Genomic DNA, 744 nt, shown 5'->3' with positions numbered 1-744 from the left:
GCTCGACTCAGCCAATAGCTTTGTTCCTGTTGATCAGGCATTCCCTTTTAATTACTACCAGCAAGACGGTAAAGTGCTTATCGACTGGCAAGTAAAAGAGGGCTACTACCTCTATCAACACAGTCTTGATTTTACAGGTCAAAATCTCACTATCGGCCCTGTAGAGATGGAAAACGGGCAACCTTACCAAGATGAGTTTTTTGGCGAGGTAAGCATTTATACTCAGCCGTTGTTTGTGCAGGTCCCACTACAGAGCTACCAAGACGGTTCTCAGCTGGTTGTTAAGTATCAAGGCTGTGCCAAAGCCGGTTTTTGTTACCCACCTGAAATTCGCGTCTTAGATATCGAGCCATTTACGCCGTCAGCAAATGCAGCTGAAGGGGCGACAGAGCAAGGTATCTCTTCAAACTCCGCGACATCAGAGCCTGTGACATCAGAACCGACGCTATCTGAACATAGCGTAGAAGAGCGCAGCACAACTCCAGCCTCAAAAGAAGCAGGGCTTGCTGAACAGTTAGGTGACAGTTGGTGGACACCGCTTCTATTCCTGGCCTTAGGTGTTGGCCTCGCCTTCACGCCATGTGTCCTGCCTATGTACCCGATTCTAACAGGCATTGTGTTGGGCGGTGGTAAACTAAGCCAAGGCCGAGCGCTGATGCTGTCGTTTACCTATGTGCAAGGTATGGCGCTCACCTACACCCTGCTTGGTCTTGTGGTCGCATCCGCGGGTATGCAGTTCCAAGC

Annotated in this window: 1 protein-coding gene; it reads left to right on the top strand. The window is 50.0% G+C overall.

The annotated features are described in order from the left end of the window. On the top strand, positions 1-744 hold a 744-nt coding region (locus KIV40_RS28055), incomplete at both ends, for a protein-disulfide reductase DsbD domain-containing protein (protein WP_285352477.1).

It is taken from the genome of Vibrio sp. D173a (genome assembly GCF_030248475.1).
The sequence above is the reverse complement of the archived record's forward strand: the minus strand, read 5'-3'. Positions and strand labels throughout refer to the sequence as shown.